At 72.5% G+C, this 17,075-nt stretch carries 9 protein-coding genes, 1 tRNA gene and 1 pseudogene; 3 read left to right on the top strand and 8 right to left on the bottom strand.

Features of this window, described 5'->3' with window-relative positions:
• Positions 1 to 168: 168 nt before the first annotated feature.
• Positions 169 to 3,429: a formate dehydrogenase gene (gene fdh, locus ACH45E_RS04550; protein ID WP_361451347.1), complete on the top strand. Its 3,261-nt coding sequence runs from the start codon at positions 169 to 171 to the stop codon at positions 3,427 to 3,429.
• Here fdh and selD read toward each other — a convergent pair whose 3' ends face one another.
• Positions 3,430 to 4,446: a selenide, water dikinase SelD gene (gene selD, locus ACH45E_RS04545; RefSeq protein WP_361451350.1), complete on the bottom strand. Its 1,017-nt coding sequence runs from the start codon at positions 4,444 to 4,446 to the stop codon at positions 3,430 to 3,432.
• 34 nt (positions 4,447 to 4,480) lie between these two features.
• Between selD and ACH45E_RS04540 the strand changes: the two genes are divergently transcribed.
• Positions 4,481 to 4,573: transfer RNA gene (locus tag ACH45E_RS04540), tRNA-Sec, on the top strand.
• A gap of 35 nt (positions 4,574 to 4,608) precedes the next feature.
• Here the strand turns inward: ACH45E_RS04540 and ACH45E_RS04535 are convergent.
• The 7 genes and pseudogenes from ACH45E_RS04535 to ACH45E_RS04505 form a co-directional block, all read right to left on the bottom strand.
• Positions 4,609 to 6,351: pseudogene (locus tag ACH45E_RS04535) on the bottom strand (SelB C-terminal domain-containing protein); the annotation flags it as partial.
• 5 nt (positions 6,352 to 6,356) lie between these two features.
• Positions 6,357 to 7,700 (bottom strand): L-seryl-tRNA(Sec) selenium transferase, encoded by a 1,344-nt coding sequence (gene selA, locus ACH45E_RS04530; protein ID WP_361451353.1) that lies wholly within the window; start codon positions 7,698 to 7,700, stop codon positions 6,357 to 6,359.
• A gap of 89 nt (positions 7,701 to 7,789) precedes the next feature.
• Entirely contained in the window at positions 7,790 to 8,158 is a 369-nt protein-coding gene (locus ACH45E_RS04525; protein ID WP_361451356.1) for a hypothetical protein, read from the bottom strand.
• Between the two features lie 73 nt (positions 8,159 to 8,231).
• A complete protein-coding gene (locus ACH45E_RS04520; protein WP_361451359.1) occupies positions 8,232 to 8,924 on the bottom strand; it encodes a class F sortase in 693 nt (230 codons plus the stop codon).
• 114 nt (positions 8,925 to 9,038) lie between these two features.
• Positions 9,039 to 9,482, bottom strand: coding sequence for a hypothetical protein (locus tag ACH45E_RS04515; RefSeq protein WP_361451362.1), 444 nt, complete (start codon positions 9,480 to 9,482; stop codon positions 9,039 to 9,041).
• 183 nt (positions 9,483 to 9,665) lie between these two features.
• The gene (locus ACH45E_RS04510) at positions 9,666 to 12,299 is read right to left on the bottom strand and encodes a glycoside hydrolase family 2 TIM barrel-domain containing protein (protein ID WP_361451365.1); all 2,634 of its coding nucleotides are present in this window, start codon (positions 12,297 to 12,299) and stop codon (positions 9,666 to 9,668) included.
• Positions 12,300 to 12,471: 172 nt separating this feature from the next.
• Complete coding sequence (locus tag ACH45E_RS04505) at positions 12,472 to 15,006, bottom strand: beta-L-arabinofuranosidase domain-containing protein (RefSeq protein ID WP_361451368.1); 2,535 nt, start codon at positions 15,004 to 15,006, stop codon at positions 12,472 to 12,474.
• Positions 15,007 to 15,282: 276 nt separating this feature from the next.
• On the opposite strand from ACH45E_RS04505, the gene ACH45E_RS04500 reads away from it, so the two are divergent.
• A complete protein-coding gene (locus ACH45E_RS04500; RefSeq protein WP_399039977.1) occupies positions 15,283 to 17,073 on the top strand; it encodes a DUF6055 domain-containing protein in 1,791 nt (596 codons plus the stop codon).
• Positions 17,074 to 17,075 lie beyond the last annotated feature (2 nt).

The following is a 17,075-nucleotide window of genomic DNA, read 5'->3' as shown; positions in this document are numbered from 1 at the left end:
CCGTGACGAAAACGGCCGGCGCAATCGCGCCCGCTGACAGCCGCGTTTCGGCGGTCACCTCCCGGGTACCTGGCCGCGGATGCCGGGTCGGCCCCGCGGCGGGACAATGTCCGCAGGAGGAGCGGGAGAGCCGCCGGCGCGGCATCCGGCACCGAAAGGGCGCAGGACATGGGCGTACGCACCTGGATCGACTCCTGGCCGGTCTACCGCCAGCTCACGGGGACGGACCCGCTGGGCCGGGGCGCCGCGGCCAAGAGCGGGACCAGCGCGCGCCTCACCCCGCGGATCGCCGGCGCCGACCGGGTGGTGAAGTCGGTGTGCCCGTACTGCGCGGTGGGCTGCGGCCAGAACGTGTACGTCCAGGACGGGCGGGTCACCCAGATCGAGGGCGACCCCGACTCGCCCATCTCGCGGGGGCGGCTGTGCCCGAAGGGGTCGGCGAGCCTCCAGCTGACCACCGGTGACGCCCGTGAGTACCAGGTGCTGTACCGGCGCCCGCACGGCACCGACTGGGAGCGCCTCGACCTGGACACGGCCATGCACATGATCGCCGACCGGGTGATCGCGGCGCGGCGCGCCGGCTGGCAGTGGGAGGTCGACGAGACCCGCACACGGCGCACCCTCGGGTTCGCGAGCCTGGGCGGGGCGACGCTGGACAACGAAGAGAACTACCTGATCAAGAAGCTGTTCACGGCGCTCGGGGCGATCCAGATCGAGAACCAGGCCCGCATTTGACACTCCTCCACCGTTCCCGGTCTGGGAACCTCGTTCGGACGCGGCGGCGCCACCACCTTCCAGCAGGACCTGCAGAACGCCGACTGCATCGTCATCCAGGGCTCGAACATGGCCGAGTGCCATCCGGTCGGGTTCCAGTGGGTGATGGAGGCGAAGGCCCGCGGCGCGAAGGTGATCCACGTCGATCCGCGCTTCACCCGCACCAGCGCGCTGGCCGACCTGCACGTGCCGCTGCGCGCGGGCTCGGACATCGCCTTCCTCGGCGGGATCATCAACTACGTCCTGGGCAACGACACGTACTTCCGTGACTACGTCGTGGCCTACACCAACGCGCCGGTGATCCTGCGCGAGGACTTCCGGGACACCGAGGACCTGGACGGCGTCTTCTCCGGCCTCGACACCGACACCCGCAGCTACGACAACCACAGCTGGCAGTACGAGGGCCTGGAGGTGGAGGCCGCCGCGGGCCAGCGCGACGACCGCTACGAGGAGCGCACCGGCGGCGGCCGCTCGGTGAGCGAGGCCGCGGGCGGCGAGGCGCACGGCGCGGGCGGCCCGGCGATCGGCGAGGGCGAGCCGGAGCGGGACGAGACGCTGACCCATCCGCGCTGCGTCTTCCAGGTGCTCAAGCGGCACTACGCCCGCTACACGCCGGAGATGGTCGAGCGGATCTGCGGGGTGCCGCAGGCCGTCTTCCGCCAGGTGTGCGAGCTCGTCACGGACAACTCCGGGCGGGACCGGACCACGGCCTTCGCCTACGCGGTCGGCTGGACCCAGCACACAGTGGGCGTCCAGTACATCCGCGCGGCCTCCGTCCTGCAGAGCCTGCTCGGCAACATCGGCCGGCCGGGCGGCGGCATCCTCGCGCTGCGCGGGCACGCCTCGATCCAGGGGTCGACGGACATCCCCACCCTGTTCAACCTGCTCCCCGGCTACATCCCGATGCCGCACGCCCACCGGGACCAGGGCCTGGACGCCTTCGTGGAGGCGGACGCGGCGCACAAGGGCTACTGGGGCAACATGCGCTCCTACCTGGTGAGCCTGCTCAAGGCGTACTGGGGCGAGGCCGCGACGGCGGACAACGACTTCTGCTTCGACTACCTGCCGCGCCTGACGGGCTCCCACTCGACCTACGAGACCGTCATGGCCCAGCTGGAGGGCACCTGCAAGGGCTACTTCCTCATGGGTGAGAACCCGACCGTCGGCTCGGCCAACTCCAAGCTCCAGCGACTGGGCATGGCCAACCTGGACTGGCTCGTCGTACGGGACTTCTCCCTGATCGAGTCGGCCACCTGGTGGAAGGACGGGCCGGAGATCGAGACGGGCGAGCTGCGTACCGAGGACATCCGCACCGAGGTGTTCTTCCTGCCCGCCGCCGCGCACACCGAGAAGGACGGCAGCTTCACCAACACCCAGCGGCTGCTCCAGTGGCACCACCAGGCCGTCGAGCCGGCCGACGAGGCGCGCAGCGACCTGTGGTTCACGTACCACCTCGGGCGGATCATCCGGGAGAAGCTCGCCGGGTCCGACGACTCGATGGACCGGCCCGTGCTCGACCTGACCTGGGACTACCCCACCAAGGGGTTCCAGGCCGAGCCGGACGCGGAGGCGGTCCTCGCCGAGATCAACGGCCACGACGCCGACGGCGGCCCCCTGTCGTCGTACGAGCAGCTCAAGCCCGACGGCTCCACCGCCTGCGGCTGCTGGATCTACTGCGGGGTGTACGCCGACGGCGTCAACCAGGCCGCCCGCCGCACACCGGGCCGGGAGCAGGACTGGGTCGCCGCACAGTGGGCCTGGGCCTGGCCGGCCAACCGGCGCATCCTGTACAACCGCGCCTCGGCCGACCCGGACGGCAAACCCTGGAGCGAGCGCAAGGCGCTGGTGTGGTGGGACGCGGAGCGGGGGCAGTGGACCGGCCACGACGTCCCCGACTTCAAGAAGGACAAGTCCCCCGGCTACCGTCCGCCGCCGGACGCGCAGGGCCCCCAGGCGCTGTCGGGCACGGACGCGTTCATCATGCAGGCCGACGGCAAGGCCTGGCTGTACGTGCCGTCCGGGCTGACAGACGGCCCGCTGCCGACGCACTACGAGCCGCAGGACTCGCCGTTCCCCAACCTGCTGTACGGCCGGCAGCGCAACCCCGTACGGCAGTTGCTGCCGCCGCACCCGGACAACCGCTACCAGCCCAGCGGCAACGAGCCCGGCTCGGAGGTGTTCCCCTACGTCGCCACGACCTACCGGCTCACCGAGCACCACACTGCGGGCGGCATGTCCCGCTGGCAGCCCTACCTGGCGGAGCTCCAGCCGGAGTTCTTCTGCGAGGTGTCCCCGGAACTCGCCGCCGAACGCGGGCTTGAGCACACCGGCTGGGCGACGGTCGTCAGTGCGCGGGGCGTCATCGAGGCGCGGGTGCTGGTCACCGACCGGGTGCCGCCGCTGACCGTGCACGGGCGCACCCTGCACCAGGTGGGGCTGCCCTACCACTGGGGCCCGAACGGCTACAGCACCGGCGACGCGGCCAACGAACTGGTGCATCTGTCCCTTGACCCCAACACCCACATCCAGGAGACGAAGGCGTTCGCCGTCGACATCCGGCCGGGACGCCGCCCCCGCGGTCCGGCCGCCGTGGAGCTGGTACGGGTCTACCGGGCGCGGGCGGGCATCGACGAGCGGACGGGCACGGAGCTGTGATCACCTGAGCACGATCGAGTGGGTTCCGCGGGGCACCAGCTCCCCGACCACCGGCGCTCCGGGCACCTCCCCGGCGACCAGCAGCCCGCCCGAGGTCTGGGCGTCGGCCAGCAGCAGCCGGGTGTCGGCGTCGGTGTCCCCGAAGTCCGTGAACGGCGCCACCCACTCCAGGTTGCGCCGGGTGCCGCCGCTGACGTACCCGTCGCCCACGGCCTCCCTGGCGCCGTCCAGGTAGGGCACGGCGGCGGTGTCCACGACGGCGGTCACGCCCGACGCCCGGGCCAGCTTGTGCAGATGGCCGAGGAACCCGAAACCGGTGACGTCGGTGGCGCAGGAGGCGCCGGCGGCCAGGGCGGCGGCGGACGCGTCCCGGTTGAGCGCCACCATGGTGGCGACCGCCTGCTCGAACCACTCGCCGGTGGCCTTGTGGCGGTTGTTCAGCACACCCAGGCCGAGGGGTTTGGTCAGCGACAGCGGCAGACCGGGCCGGCCGGCGTCGTTGCGCAGCAGCCGCGCCGGGTCCGCGAGACCGGTGACGGCCATGCCGTACTTGGGCTCGGGGTCGTCGACGCTGTGTCCGCCGCCGACGTGGCAGCCCGCCTCCGTGGCCACGTCCAGTCCGCCGCGCAGCACCTCACGGGCCAGGTCGAAGGGCAGCCGGTCGCGGGGCCAGGCCAGCAGATTGACCGCGAGGAGGGGCCGGCCGCCCATCGCGTAGACGTCCGACAGGGCGTTGGCTGCGGCGATGCGGCCCCAGTCGTACGGATCGTCGACGACGGGCGTGAAGAAGTCGGCGGTGCACACCACGGCCGTGTTCTCCTGCCCGGGAAGCGTGACGACGGCCGCGTCGTCGCCGGTGGCGAGCCCGACCAGCAGCGGACTGCCGGCCCCGGCGAGCGAGGGTGCCGTCAGACCGCTGACGACCTCCTCCAGCTCGCCGGGCGGGATCTTGCAGGCGCAGCCGCCGCCGTGGGCGAACTGCGTGAGCCTGACGGCTGCTTGGCGGGTCGGTGTCATGCCGGTCTCCTGGGGAACTAGCCTGGCGGTCGGTGGAGGCGTGTGGGTGCCTGGTGGCCCTCCCGGTCTTCAAAACCGAGGTGCCCGAGGATCTCGGGCAGGCGGGTTCGATTCCCGTCCGCCTCCGCTCCCCGGCCTCTCGCGGCAGCGCCGGCGCTGCTCGTCCACGCGCTCGGTGTGTCCCCGGGTGTCCAGGAACTCCAGCAGCGGAACGGCCACCCGGCGGGTGGTGTCGAGTGCCCTGCGGGCCTCGCTCAACGTGAACGGCTGCGGCAGCGTGCGCAGGACCGCCACGGCCTGCTCGTCCGCGCCGGGGAGCAGCACGATGCCGTCGGCGATCCTCAGCAGGGCACCCGCAGAGGCGGCGGCGGCCAGCGCCCGGCGGTTCAGTCCCAGCCGCGTCAGCCGGTCGGCCTCGGGTGCGCGGAAGGGCGTACGAGCCAGGTCGCCGCGTACCGCGTCGATGGCCGTCGCGACCGATGCCGGCAGTGCCGGGCGAGTGCTGCCGGGGCCGTACAGGCGGCCCTGGCGGCTGGTCAGCCGTGGCTCGCCCCGGGCGAGGGCGTCCACGAGGGTCCGGTCGGGCAGGCCCAGCAGATGGCGGGCCGCCTCGGTGGGCAGGCCGGGATCCAGGGGGTGGGCCTTGGCGTGCCGGTCCACCTCCGCCGCCAGGTGCTCGCGCAGCGCCGTCCAGTGCGTCTCGTCGGCCAGCCAGTCCCCGGCGACGGGCGCGGCCGGCGGCGGCACGCCCATCGCGAGGAGGTCCGAGCGGCGCACCAGGCCGCGCCTGCGCAGCTCCGCCGCGCCGTCCGGGCGGCCGGTCATGGCCGCGAGCTGTGCCGCCCGGGCCCGTCCGGCGCCGCGCCGGGCCAGCCGTGGCGGCCGTACGTCCAGTACGGTCACCCCGCACGGCGTGCGGCCACCGCCCGGCTCGCGCAGCACCGCCCGGTCGCCGAGCCGCAGGGGCAGGGGGCGGGCGAGGGTGAGCCGGGCGGTGTCCGGGCCCAGCGGGCGGACGGTCACGGGGACGGCGGCCGTACCGATGTGCAGGGTGACCGTGCGGGGCAGGTCGTCGACGGGCTCGCCGGCGATCCGGGCGTCCACCAGGCCGGTGGTCAGCCAGCGGCCCGGGGTCAGCAGCACCTGTCCGCGGCCGAGCGCACCGTCCGAGGGGCCGTGCACATTGACGGCCACCCGTGCCACACCGCTGACCTCGGGGCGTTCCTCGTGCAGGCACTGCAGACCGCGGACCCTCAGCTCGGCGGAGCCGTCCGCCGTGACGAGGTGGTCGCCCACCCGGAGGGTGCCCGCGCCGAGGGTGCCCGTCACCACGGTGCCGTGGCCGCGCACGGTGAACGCCCGGTCCAGCCACAGCCGTACGTCCGCGTCCGCGGGCGGCACGGGCAGTGCGTCGGCCAGGCGGGCAAGTTCGGCGCGCAGCTCGTCCAGTCCGGCGCCGGTGACCGCGCTCACCGCGACGGACGGCACCTTGCCGAGCGAGGTCGCGGCCATGCGCCGGGCGGCGTCGGCGCGCACCGGCCCGGGGTCCGCCAGGTCGCTGCGGGTCACCGCGAGCACGGCGTGCCGCACGCCGAGCGCGTCCAGGATCGCCAGGTGCTCCTCGGACTGCGGCTGCCAGCCCTGGTCGGCGGCGACCACGAACAGGACGGCGGGCACGGGCCCGACCCCGGCCAGCATGGTCGCGACGAACCGCTCGTGGCCCGGCACGTCCACGAAGGCGAGGTGCTCGCCGTCCGGCGGGAGCCGGGTCCAGACGAAGCCGAGGTCGAGGGTGAGTCCCCGGCGCCGCTCCTCCTCCAGGCGGTCGGGTTCCATCCCGGTCAGCGCCCGTACCAGCGCCGACTTGCCGTGGTCGACGTGCCCGGCGGTGGCCAGCACCCGCATGGCGGCTACCTCCCCGCGACCGACCGGACGGCGTGGGCGAGCCGCTCGTCGTCCTCCGCGGGCACCGCCCGCAGATCCAGCAGGCAGCGGCCGGCCTCCAGGCGCCCGACCACGGGGACCCGGCCGGTGCGCAGGGGCGCGGCGAACCGCTCCGGCAGGGAGAGCGCGGCGCTGGGCAGGGCCACGCCGGGCGCGCCGCCCCCGCCGACCGTCGCCGCGCTCTCGACGGCTCGTGCGTCGACGCCGTCGGCGTTCAGGGCGGCGGCCAGCCGGTCGGCGCGGGCCCGCAGCCGTGCGGGATCCGCGGTCAGCGCGGTGGCGGTCGGCGTCGGGGGACCGGTGAGCGTGGCCTCCAGTGCGGCAAGTGTCAGTTTGTCGACACGCAGGGCGCGGGCCAGGGGGTGCCGCGCGAGGGTGGAGACCAGTTCCGCGTCGCCGAGCAGCAGCCCGCACTGCGGTCCGCCGAGGAGTTTGTCGCCACTCGCGGTGACAAGTGCGGCGCCGTCGCGCAGCTGGGTCTCGGCGTCGGGCTCGTCGGGCAGCAGCGGATGCGGCTCGAGCAGCCCGGAGCCGATGTCCACGACCACGGGGGCGCCCAGCGCCGCCAGTTCACCGACGGCGGCGGCGCGGGTGAAGCCGGTGATGCGGAAGTTGGACGGGTGCACCTTCAGCACGCATCCCGTATCGGGGCCGATCGCGGCGGCGTAGTCGGCGGCGGTCGTCCGGTTGGTCGTGCCGACCTCGCGGAGCCGGGCCCCGGTGGAGACGAGGAGGTCGGGCAGCCGGAAGCCGTCCCCGATCTCCACCATCTCCCCCCGGCTGATGACGATCTCCTTGCCGGCGGCGAGCGCGGTGGCCACCAGGACCAGGGCGGCGGCACCGTTGTTGACGACGTGCGCGGCGCCGGCCGACGGCACCCGGTCGCACAGGGCGCGCAGGGCGGAGCGCCCCCGGCGGGCCCGCGCCCCCGTCACCAGGTCCAGCTCGACGTCGGTGGGGCCGGCGGCCTCCCCGACCGCCTGCCGGGCCGCCGCCGACAGCGCGGCCCGGCCGAGGTTGGTGTGCAGCAGCACCCCGGTGGCGTTGATCACCGGGCGGAGCCCGCCCGCCGTGTCCGGCAGCAGCGTCACGGCCGCGTCCGCCACCCGCTCGGGCGGGACGGCGCCGGCCCGCGCCCGCTCCTGCGCCTGTCGCACGGCCGTCTTCACCACGGTCGCGCCCAGCCGTGCCGCCGCCTCGGACAGCCGTGGGTCACGCAGCACGGCGTCGGTGCGCGGGATCCGCCGGCGTACGCCGGGGTCCGCCGGGACGCCGCCGCCCGTGGCCTGCGATGCGACCCGCTGGTCCATGGAGCCCTGCCTCTCCGGCCCTGCTTGTGGCTCTCGGGGGTGTTTCCATCGTCCCTCAGTGCCCCGGGCCGGTGGTTCGACACGCCCGGTCAGATCTGCTCCTCCACGCGGATCGCGTTGCGCAGGTCCTCGTGGGCCTGGCCGGTCCTGCCCTCGCTCTGCTCGAGGAGCGCGGCGGCGATGCTGTCCAGCTTGTGCTGCACCGCGCGCTCGGCGCGTCGCTCGGAGTTCTTCAGCAGGGCCGGCAGAAGCAGGTTGACCGAGGTCATGATGTCGCCGACGAGCAGCTGCCAGCCCAGGGGCAGGCCGGCGGCGTGGACGGCGACGAACGCGGCCACCAGGGCGAGGCAGAAGCAGGAGAAGGCGACGGAGCTGGTGAGGTTGGAGGCCCCTTCGGCCGGCCGCTCGAACCAGCCCCGCCCGCCCCGGGACCGCTCGGCGGGATGCGGCAGAGTCACGTCCGCCGGGTACCCGCCCTGGCGTCGCCTGCGCACCAGGACGGGTACTCGCTCAGAGCATCAGAGCAGATGTTCAGAGCAGGTGGGCGAAGACCACGAGGTTGTCCGTGTAGTCCTTGACCGTGTGGTCGTAGTCCCCGGCGCAGGTGATGAGCCGGACCTCCGCCCGGGGCGTGTCGGCGTAGACGCGCTCGCTGGGGAACTCGTCCTTGGCGAAGGTCTCCGCGCTGTCGACCACGAAGGACGGTTTCGTGCCGTCGGCCCGCTCCACGGTGAAGCGGTCGCCGGGTTTCAGCTCGCCCAGCTCCGCGAAGACCGCGGCCGAGGTCTTCGTGTCGACGTGGCCCGCGATGATCGCGGTGCCCGCCTCCCCGGGCGAGACGCCGTCGGAGTACCAGCCGACGAGGTTGATGTTGTCGGCGGGCGGCGGCTGGAGCCGGCCGGAGTCGCCGATGGCGAGGGACGTGAAGGGGGCGTCGACGGAGATCTTCGGGATGGACAGGCGCGTCGGTCTGGAGCGGGACAGGTGCTTGTCCGACCCGGGGGTGTCCGAGGCCGCCGATGCGGTGGGGGCGCCCGCGACGCTCGCCGCGTCGGGCGGATCGGGCGAGCCGGACGGCCCCTGTCTGCCGCCGATCAGGGCGACGGCCAGGAGTGCGATCGCGGCGGCCCACACCAGCCGCCCACCGGAGCGGGAGCCCGGCCCGGCCGGGGCCGGGTCGGAGGCGGTGGGGGTACGGGTGGGGGACGACGGGACAGCTGCCATGGGAAACCACCTCACTCGGACACGGCAGCGCGGCTGTCGGGGGGGGCGGGCAGCCGGCCGCCGGGCGCGGGGTGCGCGGGCGGCGGCCGTAGCCCTGGGACATCGGCCTTTCGGTCAGATGGCCGGTTCCCCGACCTTGCGGCGGCGCAGCGCGTACATGCCGGTGGCGGCCACGGCCACGACGGACAGCCCGGCGGCGGTCACGGCCGGCGTGGCCAGCGCGCCGCCTCCGGTGTGCATGCCGCCGCGCGGCTTGTCGTGGTCCTTCTCCTTGCTCCAGCCGCCGCCCTTGTCGTGCTCGTCGTCCTTGGAGGAGCCGGAATCGTAGCCGCTGTCGTCCCCGTCCGATTCGTAGTCGTCCCCGCTCGACTCGTTCTTGCCGCCACCGGAGTGGCCCCCGCCGCGCTCCTCGTCGTGGCTGCTGTCGTCGCCTTGCTTCTTGCTGTAAGAAGAGTCGTCACGGCCCTCGTCGCCCCCGTAGGCGTGGGCCCCGGGAGTGGCGATGGCGAGGGCGGCCGTCGCCGCCGCCGCGGCCAGGATCATGCGGGCAGATCGCATCTCGGAATCCTTCCGCCGGGGCCGGGCAGCCAATACTCCATCAGCTGTCATGACCCGACCTCCGACATGAACCACCGTCAGCCACGCCACCGGCTCGCACCATCCGGGCCGCCCAGCCGGGTTACCGGCGCGCCGCCGGTTCCCCCGAACGTGGCGGAGCGGGCGGCGGCTCTGGACGCGGTGTCACCATCCGCGGGTCACCGGCAGGGTGACGGTCGCCGGGCGCAGGCCGGGGACTTTCGCCGTCAGGGTGAGACGGCCCGGGTGTTTCGCCGGGCGCAGGATGGCGAGTGCCTGGCCGTGCCACGTGTGGCGCCGGGGCTGCCGGAAGCTGTCGGCGTTGTGCGGGTTGCCGTTGCCGACCGCGGCGAGTTCCCCCGCACCGGCTGTCTCGAAGCCCACCTGGAGCGTCGCGTCGGGCACGAGCCGGCCCCGGCGGTCGGTCACCTCGACGAGCACGTGTGCGAGGTCGTCGCGGCCGGTGGTGAGGGCCTTCATGTCCGGGACGAGGCGGAGGGCGGCCGGCGCCCCGACGGTGGTGAGGCTCGTACGGCCTATCTCCTTGCCGTTCCGGGAGGCGACCGCCGTCAGCTCGCCGGGGGTGTACGGAACGGTGAAGGTGGCCATGGCGCGTTCGGGGGCCGTGGGAGCGCCGCCCGCGAAGTCCGCGCCGTCGAGCAGCAGCCGTACGCTGTCGCCGGGTGTGTAGACGTGCACCGTCATGGGGTGGCCGGGGTCGACGTCCCAGGTCCAGCTGGTCAGTTCGTCGAAGTAGCCCCACCAGACCGCCACTTGCTCGGTTCCGGGCCGGGTGGGGCGTTCCACCAGCAGCTCGACGGGGCTGCGGCCGGAGATCGCGGCACGCCAGTGGTTCTGGGGCTTGCGGCGGCCGATCAGATCGAGGTCGCCGCAGTTGCCCTGGAAGTAGGGGTACGGGTAGCCGAAGCCGCCCCAGGAGTGGTGGAGCGTCCGGGCGACGGACCAGCCGGGCATGACGCTCTGGTCGCCGATGCTCGCGGCCGTTCCCTCGGGGGCCATGGGTGTCTTGCCGATGCCGGACTCGCCGAGGTAGTCCCAGGCGGCCCACACCCAGCTGCCGACGGCCCAGGGATGGTCCTCGGCGAACTTCGTGTCCTGGTAGATCGTCGCGGGGAAGCCCTCGCTCTGTGTCATCGCCTTCTCGGGGTGGGCGTCGTGCATGGGGCCGTAACCCTTGCCGTTGGCGTTGTAGTGCACGTCGCCGACGTCGACGTAGCTCCAGGAGGGATCGTCCGGTGAGAAGGTGGAGCCGCCGCCGAGGGTGATCGGGCGGGTGGGGTCGAGGGAGCGGAGCAGGCGCGCCATCTCGGCGCCGCGCTCGCCGTTGGTCTTGTCGGTGATCTCGTTGCCGAGCGACCAGATCACCACGCTGGGATGGTTGCGGTCCCTGAGGACGGTGCCGGTCAGGTCCCGCTCCCACCAGTCGGCGAAGTACACCGAGTAGTCCTGCGGGTTCTTCCCGGTGTCCCACACGTCGAAGAACTCGTCCATCACCAGCATGCCCAGCCGGTCGCAGGCGTCCAGGAGGGACGGCGTGGGCGGGTTGTGGGCGGTGCGGATCGCGTTGAAGCCGGCTGCCTTGAGGATCTCGACCCGGCGCTCCTCCGAACGGTCCAGCGCGACGGCGCCCATCGGCCCGTGGTCGTGGTGGACGCAGCCGCCGGTGATCTTCACGGGCTCGTCGTTGAGCAGGAAGCCGGACTCGCCGTTCCACACCAGCGACCGGATCCCGAACGTGGTGGTGAGCGTGTCGACGACCTGGCCGCGGTCCAGCACCTCCGCGCGGGCGGTGTGGAGGCTCGGGGAGTCGGGGGACCACAGGGCCGCCCGGGCGATCGGCAGGTCGAGCTCGGCGGCGGCCGTGGCGCCGGGGCCGACGGTCCGCGCGGGCGCCTGCCGGACGGCGACGGGGTGCCCGTGCGGGTCCAGGACCGTGACGCGTACCCCCGCCGACGAGGACCGCATGCCGAGGTTGGCGACCGACACCGCCACCCGGGCGACCGAACGGCGCGTGCCCGCCTCGGGCGTCGTCACCCGCACGCCCCACAGCGGGATCCGCACCGGGCCCGTCACGGTCAGCCAGGTGTGCCGGTAGATGCCGGAGCCCGAGTACCAGCGGCTGTTCTGGCCGCTGTTGTCCACGCGGACGGCGAGCACGTTCGGTCCGGTGCGGTTCAGGTGCGGTGTCAGGTCGTACGCGAAGGAGGTGTAGCCGTAGGGGTGGAAGCCGAGATGTACGCCGTTGAGCCAGACGTCGGCGTTCTGGTGGACGCCGTCGAACCGCAGCTCGGCGTGGTGGTCGCCGTCGCCGGGCGAGGGGAAGTGCTTGCGGTACCAGCCGATTCCGCCGACCGTGTAGCCGGTCGAGCCGCCGTTCTGGCTGCGCTGTGTGTCGAACGGGCCGATGACCTGCGGCGGGGTGGGCGCGGTGGGGTCGGGGTCCTTGAGGACCAGGAGTGAGGGGTCGCTGGTGGCGGCGCCGTCCGCGGTGCCCGCGTACGGCAGGTCCTCGATGCTCCAGTCGTGCGGCAGGTCCAGGGACCGCCAGGAGCCGTCGTCGTACGACGGTGACTCGGCACCCTCGGCGTCGCCGCGCAGGAACAGCCAGCCCTCGTCGAACGACCGCTCGCGTGCCCGCCCGGCCCCGCCCGGGTTCCCGGTCCGGGCCGCGGCCGCCGCCGGCGCCTCCAGGTCGAGTGCCGCCGCCCCCGCGGCCGCCGCACCGATCGCGAGGGCCTGACGCCGCGTCACACCGCCGTCCTGTCTCCGCTTCCCCATGGAACACCCTTCCATTCCATCGATGTCATTGACGCCATGACGCCATGACGCCAAGGCGCCAGGACGCAGAGCCTCGTCATGCCCCGATTGCCGCCGGACTCCTGCCCGGCCCCCGCCGCGTCCTCGCCGTCGCCGGTCTTCCCGTACGGCGCCGCGGAAAGCGACGGTCACGTCATGAAGCGGAGGCCAGCGCCGCCACCTCCGCCGGGGTGAGCGTCCTGCCGTAGACGCGGAAGTCGTCGACGGCCGCCTTCAGGTACGGGTCGGAGTACTGGGACCTGCCGATGTACGCGGCCCGGATGTGGTTGCCGAAGTAGCGTGGTTCGACGGTGACCGCGGTGTTGCGGCCTGCCTCCTTGCCGTCGACGTACAGCACGGCGGTTCCCGTGCCGTAGGTCACAGCCACGTGCACCCAGCGGTCGGTGGGCAGCGGGTCGGCGTTGATGCGCTGTTCCGCTCCCCCGCCGCCCGCGGTGATGGCGTACCGGAGGGTGCCGGCGTCGCTCAGCGGCGTCAGGAACATGTTCGCGGTGACGCCGGTGCCGAAGTCGAAGATGCGGGTCCAGGCGGCGGGTTGGCCGGAGAGGTTGACCCAGGTCGCCACCGAGTAGACGGAGGCGCCCGCCAACAGGTCGTCGGCGAGGGCGACATGGCCGTCCGTGCCGTCCAGGGCGACGGCACCGCCACTGCGGCCCTGTACCCAGGCGGCCCCACCGGCGAGGGTGGCGGCCTTTCCGTTTCCGGTGGCGTCGGAGGCCGTCGTGCCGGAGGTCTCGTCGAAGCGGTGCCAGGCCGCGAACTCGGGCGGCGGAGACGCCGGTTCACCGGTCTGCCAGTAGACGGTGTAGTGCTGGTGGTGGACGCGGGCGACGGGCAGCAGCGTCACCTTCTCGCCGTCCGCGCTCGCGGTCAGCCGCAGCGGGTTCGTCGCGGCCCGCCGGACCGAGGCGGGGTCCAGCCGCGGCATCCACGGGTTGGCGCGGTCGCCGTAGGCCCCGGCCAGGACCACCGGGCCGTGCAGCACGGCCTTGACGTCCGGGTCGTCGGGGGTGGCCTCGACGGTGGTGCGCATCGGCAGCGTCACCTCGACCCGGTCGCCGCGGCGCCAGGTCCGGTCGATGATCAGCCGGCTGCCCGCCGCCGGACGGTCCGGCAGGGTACGGCCGTTGAGCTTGGCGCGGGCGCCGGTGGCCCAGGCGGGGATGCGGATCAGCAGCTTGTGGGCGGCGCCTCCGGCGGTGACCGTGAGCACGGTGGAGGAGGAGTCGGGCAGGGTGGTGGCCTGCCGCCAGGTGATGCCCTTCTCCCGCCAGGTGACCTCGGAGGGGATGAACAGGTTGACCAGCAGCCGCTGTTCGTCGTGCGTGTAGACGGTGTCGGCGAACTTGGCCTGGGTCTCCATGCCGGTGCCGTGGTCGCAGGAGAAGTTGTCGTAGTCGGTGGAGTAGGCGTTCGGGTCCGTGCCCATGAAGGACGGCTGCTGCTTGAAGGAGCCGGGGGCCAGACCGGTGTAGTAGATGTTGAAGCCGTGCGCGGAGTCCGGGTCCTGCTCGCCGAGCATCTGGTTGAACAGGGTGCGCTCGTAGTAGTCGAGCAGGTCGGTGCGGTCCGGGGCGTGGAAGTGCAGCAGCCGGGTCAGCTTGAGCATGTTGTAGCTGTTGCAGTTCTCGCAGGTGCCGTTGGACAACTGGCCCGCGATGACGTCGGGTTCGTGGAAGGCCTCGCCGTTGCTGTTGCCGCCGATGACGTAGGTGTGGTGGTCGGTGACGATGCGCCAGAAGTTCTCGGCGATCGTGCGGTAGCGGTCGGGCAGACCCTCCTGCCACAGGCGCATCGCCCCGACCATCTTCGGTATCTGGGTGTTGGCGTGCAGCCCGGCCAGCCGGTCCTCGTTCGCCGCGAGGGGGTCGAAGACGCGGGCGTGCGTGAAGCGTTCGGCGACCTCCAGCCAGAGGGCGTCACCGGTGATCGCGTGCAGATCGGCGAGGACGTCGTTCATGCCGCCGAACTCGGTCTCCAGTACCCGCTGCATCTGCTCGTGACTGAGCTTCGCCGTGCGCTGGTTGACCCACTCCCCCTTGCGGAGGACCACGTCGAGCGCCTGCTCGTTCCCGGCCAGCCGGTACTGGTCGACCAGCCCGGCCATGATCTTGTGCAGGGTGTAGTAGGGGGCCCACACCCCCGTGCCGGCCTCCAGCCGGTCGAAGAAGCTCTCCGGGAAGGCCGACAGATAGCCCTTGCCGTAGCCCGCGGCCGGGGAGGCGGCCTGGCACGCGGCGAGCGCGGCGACCAGTTTGCGGCCCTTGTCGCGCAGGGCGGTGTCCCCCGTGGCCGACCAGCCGAGGGCGAGGCCCGACAGGAGGTGGCCGGTGGAGTGGCCGCGCAGTTCGACGTCCGGGCCCTCCCAGCCGCTACAGGGCTGGGCGGTGCTGGACAGGCCGACGTTGAGCCGGAAGGTGTGCAGCAGCCGGTCGATGTCGACGAAGCGCAGATAGGCGGTGTTGCGGCTCTGGTTGTCCTTGAACGGGCCCGTCAGCAGGGTCACCGCGGTGAGGGGGAAGGGCCGCACCAGCGCGGCGGACGAGGGCCGGCGGGTGCCGGGCGGGCGGGGCGCGGCCTGGGCGGCGGGGCTGTCGGTGACGGTCAGGGCCGCCGCGGTGGCTCCTGCCGCGGTGAGGAACGACCGTCTGCCGAGAGGTGGGGTCACGAAAGTCCTCCGCATGTCGGGTGCGTGGCGAGTCCCGTCCTCGCCCCACTGGCATATGTTCGAAATATCGAAGGCTGTGCGACATGCTGTGCGGATCACTACGGTAGAGGACTGCCTCCTGATGTCAATGACACCTTGGAGGCCGCACGGAACTGTTCGCGGGAGCGCTCCCATGGCACCATGGCGCGACTCCGCACGGGACGCGGAGCAGAGCCGTTTCGTCGAACAGAGAGCACCCGAGCCATGGAGAGCCTTGGAACCCTGGTACGTCTACTGTTGACATGTTCACGACGCATATGCGTCGTCCTCGCGGTCTGGGCCCTCGGCGCCGCCCTGGCCGCGGCGCCCGCGTCAGCGCGCCCGGCCGACGGGGCGTCGCGGACCACTCCGGCCGTGGCGGCGGCCAAGAGTGTCTACATCCCTCCGAGTTGGGCCGCCACGGGCGAAGTGCCCTGGGCTCAGAACCGCACCAAGGAGTCGGCGGACTTCGTCCTGTTGTGGGGCGAGAAGTCGGGCACCGATCCCAAGAACGCCGCGGCCGACTACCGGTTCGATCCGGACAACATCCTCAGCCAGCTGGAGAGCCTGTACGCGTTCTACGTGAACTCGATGAAGTTCACCCCGGAATCCGGACTCCTCGCCCAGTACAAGATCGACGTCATCATCACCCGCACCTGGAACCGCACAGCCCTGGACGCCTGGGCCACCGGCGGCTCGGCCGACGGCAAGGTGGGCGTCATCAACATCGCCCCCGCCGCCGCACTGCCCGGCTCCTGGGGACTGGCCCACGAACTCGGCCACGTCTTCCAGAACTACACCTTCCTCGGCAAGGGCGGGGACGCCGGGTTCACCGACGCCTCGGCGGGCACCTTCTGGGAGACCAGCGCCGAGTACATGGCCATGCAGGTGTACCCGGACGGCGGCGCGGGCGACCTGACGCGGTTCCTGCGCACCGAGAACCTGGCGTACTCCTCCAGCCGCCACCACTACGGCAACTGGATGCTGATCCAGTACCTCGTCGACAAGTACGGCGGGATGCAGACCTTCGACAACATCTGGAACCAGGCGAAGAACACCGAGCACCCCCTCGAGACCTACCGGCGCATCAGCAACCTGACCCAGGCCCAGCTCAATACCCGGATCGCCGAGTACGCCCAGCACCAGGTGACGTACGACTACTCCAACCGCTCTCACCTCATGCCGTTCATCAACAACGTGTACGGCGCGGGGTTCATCAACGCCTACAACGGCGTCCCGGTGAACGCGGTGAACCAGTCCGCCGGCCACTACGCGATCCCCGACGCCCTCGCTCCCTCGGACTACGGCTACAACAAGATCAAACTGGTCCCCTCCAGCTCCGGCGCGCTGATCAAGCTGCACTTCAAAGGGCACGTCAACGCGGCGGCCGGGTCGGGCTGGTCGTACGGGTTCGTCGCCGTGAACGGCAGCGGGACTCCCCGGTACGGGGCCGTCTCCAGCAGCCCCGACGGTCAGCTCAGCTTCCAGACCCAGTCCGGCGAGAAGGAGGTCTACCTCGTCGTCACCGGCACACCGAGCACCGTGCACCACTACGCCTACCTCGACGGCTACACCAAGAACTACCGCTATCCGTACGAGTTCCGGATCAGCGGTGCCACGCCCTCCGGGTACGAGTCGGGGTACCAGAAGCCGGCCGCGACCGGCGGCGGCCACTGGCACTCCAACGGCGGCGGCTGGGTAGACAACAGCGCCAACGTCGCCTCCAGCGTGTACGTCGGCCCGCGCGCCGCGGTCTTCGGCAACTCGACCGTGACCGGCAACGCCCGTATCGAGGGCCTGTCCTGGGTCAACTCGGGCGCCACGATCAGCGGCAACGTCGTGGTCAAGGACAACGCGATCGTGCAGGGCGGCGCCAGCCTCTCCGGCAGCCTCGTGCTCGGCGGCGACGCCGAGATGTGGATCGGCTGCTCGTCCGGCACGTACCTGATGTTCAACCCCGACCGCGGCTGCGACGGCCGGGGCGGGGAGAGCGACGTCAACCCGTCCTACAGCGCGTTCACCGACCAGGAACTCGCCATCACGGTCTAGGG

The organism is Streptomyces sp. NPDC020299 (assembly GCF_044387825.1).
Lineage (GTDB): Bacteria > Actinomycetota > Actinomycetes > Streptomycetales > Streptomycetaceae > Streptomyces.
This window is presented reverse-complemented; position numbering and strand designations above follow the sequence as displayed.